Genomic DNA, 4,017 nt, shown 5'->3' with positions numbered 1-4,017 from the left:
CCAAAACAGGAAGTTATTCTTTCGCGGGCCCTAAAAGCCCTCATCCTGTCATGCGTTCTCGCCACCGCCCCCATCGCGGCGAAGGCAGCCGACACAAGCCCGGTGACCGACTACCGCCAGCAGACCATGAAGGCCGCCGAGGGTCACCTGCGGGCGGCCAAGGTGTTGGTGGTGGAGGGGTTGCGCATTCCCGGCCATCCGGAACATCACGCCGAGGCGCTGAAAAAGTTCGGCAGGCTGCTGCCCGAGCTGTTTCCGACGGGGAGCGGAGGGGGCGAGAGCGAGGCCAAACCGACCGTCTGGAGTGACGCGCAGGGATTCCGGGAGGTGGTAGGCGAGTTTACGGACGCAACGGAGGCATTCGCCCGCGCCGCCGCAGGTTCAAGCGAGGCGAAGGAGGCCTATTACCGGGTCCAGGAGGCCTGCCGATCGTGCCACAAACGGTTCCGGGAGCGGTAGGTCGCGGCTACCGCCGCGACGCGAACGGAGGCACTGGAGCGTGAACCCGCACCGAACGTTCCGGGGTTCGAATCCGTCGGCAAAGAAGACACGGGATTTCTCGACGGTGCCTCCGCTCACGTCGCCGCGGTAGCGGCGACCTACGAAGAAGGGGCCTCGTAAGGCCCCTCTACTCTCTGGCGGTCAGTCTTCGACTCTCCGATAGTCGGTGCCGTGGCACTTCGGGCAGGGCGGGATGTGACCGGTCTTCTCGAAGTGGATCCGTTCGCCGCAACCGGTGCATTCGAGGGTACCGATGCCGGTCACCTGGCCGGTGTGCCGCTCACCGGCACGCCGCGCCCGTTCGGCCAGGGCGGCCAGCTCGACGGTGGTCTTGTCGGCCAGATCGGCGAACAGGGTCAGCACCTGGGCCTCGATCTTCTCCAGGTCGAAGCGCAGCCAGTCGCGCAGCTCGTCGCCGCTCTTGCTCATGTACTCGCCGGCATCGTGGAGATCGCGCACCAGATAGTCGCCGATCCGCTCGGCCTCCTCGCGGGTCAGCTCGCCCAGCTCCACCGCCTTCTCCTCGGCGTGGTCCACCGCCTCGCGCAGCGCCTGCGCCTCCTGGCCCATCACCTCACGCACCCGCTCCAGCATGCGGTTGTAGGCGTCGACAAACCGTTCGTTCTTCATCGTTCTCTCCTCGAATAGGGCCTTCTCTCCTCGAATTCTGGCCCATCCGTGAGGAAAAGAGAATGGACAGGATTGACCGGATCGATGGATTTCCGGAAAAGAAGAATTGGACAGGACTCGATACGCCCGGCCTTCCCACCACGCCCTCCATGCCCTTCGACAAACCTGTAAATCCCGCAAATCCTGTTAATCCTGTCCATTTCTTCAGTCTTCAATGAGACCCTACCCGCCCCCCACCCGGTACGGTATCCTTACCCCCTTTTTTCGGCGCAAGCCCCCACAGATCAACGAAAGTGTTTCCGCGGTGATGGAAGAGCTCTACAACCCCAGCGAGATCGAGGCCCGGGCGCAGGCCCATTGGGAGGAGAACGGTGCGTTCCGCGCCGTCGAGGACGAGCGGGAGAAGTACTACTGCCTCTCCATGTTCCCCTACCCCAGCGGGCGGCTGCACATGGGCCATGTGCGCAACTACACCATCGGCGACGTGATCAGCCGCTACCAGCGGATGCTCGGCAAGAACGTCCTCCAGCCCATGGGCTGGGACGCCTTCGGCCTGCCCGCCGAGAACGCGGCGATGAAGAACAACGTGCCGCCGGCCAAGTGGACCCGCGAGAACATCGACTACATGCGCGGCCAGCTGAAGCGCCTCGGCTTCGGCTACGACTGGGAGCGCGAGCTGGCCACCTGCGACCCCGACTACTACAAGTGGGAGCAGTGGCTGTTCACCCGCCTGTATGAGAAGGGGCTGGTCTACAAGCGCACCGCGCCGGTCAACTGGTGCCCCCACGATCTCACCGTGCTGGCCAACGAGCAGGTGATCGACGGCTGCTGCTGGCGCTGCGACACCCCGGTGGAGCACAAGGAGATCCCGCAGTGGTTCATGAAGATCACCGACTACGCCCAGGAGTTGCTCGACGACCTCGATCAGCTCGACGGCTGGCCCGAGCAGGTGCGCACCATGCAGCGCAACTGGATCGGCCGCTCCGAGGGCGTGGAGCTGGAGTTCGGCGTAGAAAATGGTGAACCGCTCAGGGTCTTCACCACCCGCCCCGACACCCTGATGGGCGTCACCTACGTGGCGGTGGCCGCCGAGCACCCGCTGGCCCTGAAGGCCGCCGAAACCAACCCCGCTCTCGCCGCCTTCGTCGAGGAGTGCCGCCACGTCGGCACCTCGGAAGCGGAGCTGGAGACCATGGAGAAGAAGGGGATGGCGCTGGGGATCGAGGTGAGCCACCCGATCACCGGTGAGAAGGTGCCACTGTGGACCGCCAACTTCGTGCTGATGGGCTACGGCACCGGCGCGGTGATGGCGGTGCCGGCCCACGACCAGCGCGATTTCGAGTTCGCCACCAAGTACGGGATCCCGATCAAGCCTGTGATCTGGCCTGTCGACGGTTCGGAGGTGAACGTCAGCAAATGCGCCTACGCCGAGAAAGGCATCCTCAAGAACTCCGGGCCGTTCGATGGCCTGACCTCCGCCGAGGCCTTCGACGCCATCGCCGCCCACCTGGAAAAGGAGGGCAAGGGCAACAAGCGGGTCAACTTCCGCCTGCGCGACTGGGGCGTCTCCCGTCAGCGCTACTGGGGGGCACCGATCCCGATCGTCCACTGCCCGAGCTGCGGTGAGGTGCCGGTGCCGCTGGAGCAGTTGCCGGTGGCGCTGCCGGAAGAGGTCTCCTTCGAGGGAGTCGGCTCGCCGATCAAGAAGATGCCCTCGTTCTATGAGTGCGACTGCCCCAAGTGCGGCGGCCAGGCGGAGCGCGAGACCGACACCTTCGACACCTTCATGGAGTCGTCGTGGTACTACGCCCGCTACGCCAGCCGCGACGCAAACGATGCGATGCTCGATGATCGGGCCGACTACTGGACCCCGGTGGACCAGTACATCGGCGGTATCGAGCACGCCATCCTGCATCTGCTCTACGCCCGTTTCTTCCATAAATTGATGCGCGACGAGGGCTTGGTGAAGAGTGACGAGCCCTTCACCAACCTGCTCACCCAGGGGATGGTGCTGAAGGACGGGGCGAAGATGTCCAAGTCGAAGGGCAACACCGTCGACCCGCAGGAGCTGATCGAGCAGTACGGCGCCGACACGGTGCGACTCTTCACCATGTTCGCCGCACCGCCCGAGCAGTCCCTGGAGTGGAACGACTCCGGCGTCGAGGGGGCCCACCGCTTCCTCAAGCGGCTGTGGGCCTTCGCCCACGAGCACCGCGCCGACCTCGGTGGCGAGATCGTCGCCGCCGAGGCGCAGAAGGACGCCCGCCGCGAGGTCCACGAGTCGCTCGCCCAGGCGTTGGCGGACTTCGGTCGCTACCAGTTCAACACCGTGGTCGCCGCCTGCATGAAGATCATGAACACCCTCGCCAAGCTGGAGGGCGAGGGGGCCGGCGCGCTGCGCAACGAGGGGCTGTCGATCCTGCTGCGGCTGCTCTCGCCGATCGCCCCGCACGTCAGCCATACCCTGTGGCAGGGACTCGGTTACGGCGAGGAGATCCTGAGCGCGCCGTGGCCGGCGGTGGACCCGCAGGCGCTGGTGAAGGACACCATCGAGTACGTGGTGCAGGTCAACGGCAAGCTGCGCGGCAAGGTGAGCGTTGCCCCGGACGCCGACAAGGCGGCGGTGGAGGCCGCGGCACGAAACGAGGAGAACGTGCAGCGCTTCATCGCCGACAAGAGCGTGCGCAAGGTGATCGTGGTCCCCGGAAAACTGGTCAACATCGTCGCCAACTGAAGAATCGCTTGGGGCGATTCTTCAGAACGTGAAAGCACAAACGCGATTGTAGGCCTCCCTGTAGGAGCGGCCCCTAGGCCGCGATGATGCGGAGTGCCGAGCGTTCCGGATTTGCGGGGGTTAAACGGAAAGGGCGCCATCGCGGCCTAGGG

The 4,017-nt window shown here is 65.1% G+C and carries 4 protein-coding genes; 3 read left to right on the top strand and 1 reads right to left on the bottom strand.

What is annotated here, in order from left to right; genetic code table 11:
• Positions 1-459: c-type cytochrome (locus ACYQ2W_RS25420; RefSeq protein ID WP_459873713.1), on the top strand; the 459-nt coding region annotated here is incomplete at its 5' end.
• Positions 460-642: 183 nt separating this feature from the next.
• On the opposite strand, the gene ACYQ2W_RS25415 is transcribed toward ACYQ2W_RS25420, so the two are convergent.
• Positions 643-1,131, bottom strand: coding sequence for a zinc ribbon-containing protein (locus ACYQ2W_RS25415; RefSeq protein ID WP_459873711.1), 489 nt, complete (start codon positions 1,129-1,131; stop codon positions 643-645).
• Between the two features lie 62 nt (positions 1,132-1,193).
• Between ACYQ2W_RS25415 and ACYQ2W_RS25410 the strand changes: the two genes are divergently transcribed.
• Together ACYQ2W_RS25410 and leuS are read left to right on the top strand one after the other, a co-directional pair.
• Positions 1,194-1,349 carry a hypothetical protein gene (locus ACYQ2W_RS25410; protein WP_459873708.1) on the top strand — a complete coding sequence of 52 codons (156 nt, stop codon included), beginning with the start codon at positions 1,194-1,196 and terminating at the stop codon, positions 1,347-1,349.
• Between the two features lie 89 nt (positions 1,350-1,438).
• The gene (leuS, locus tag ACYQ2W_RS25405) at positions 1,439-3,865 is read left to right on the top strand and encodes a leucine--tRNA ligase (protein WP_459873706.1); all 2,427 of its coding nucleotides are present in this window, start codon (positions 1,439-1,441) and stop codon (positions 3,863-3,865) included.
• Positions 3,866-4,017: the final 152 nt, after the last annotated feature.

It is taken from the genome of Endothiovibrio diazotrophicus, assembly GCF_054657215.1.
This window is presented reverse-complemented; position numbering and strand designations above follow the sequence as displayed.

Bases quoted from the DNA above. Each gene is read 5' to 3' on its own strand.
- ACYQ2W_RS25415 (WP_459873711.1), bottom strand. From the start codon at position 1,131: ATGAAGAACGAACGGTTTGTCGACGCCTACAACCGCATGCTGGAGCGG.
- ACYQ2W_RS25410 (WP_459873708.1), top strand. From the start codon at position 1,194: ATGGACAGGATTGACCGGATCGATGGATTTCCGGAAAAGAAGAATTGG.
- leuS (WP_459873706.1), top strand. From the start codon at position 1,439: ATGGAAGAGCTCTACAACCCCAGCGAGATCGAGGCCCGGGCGCAGGCC.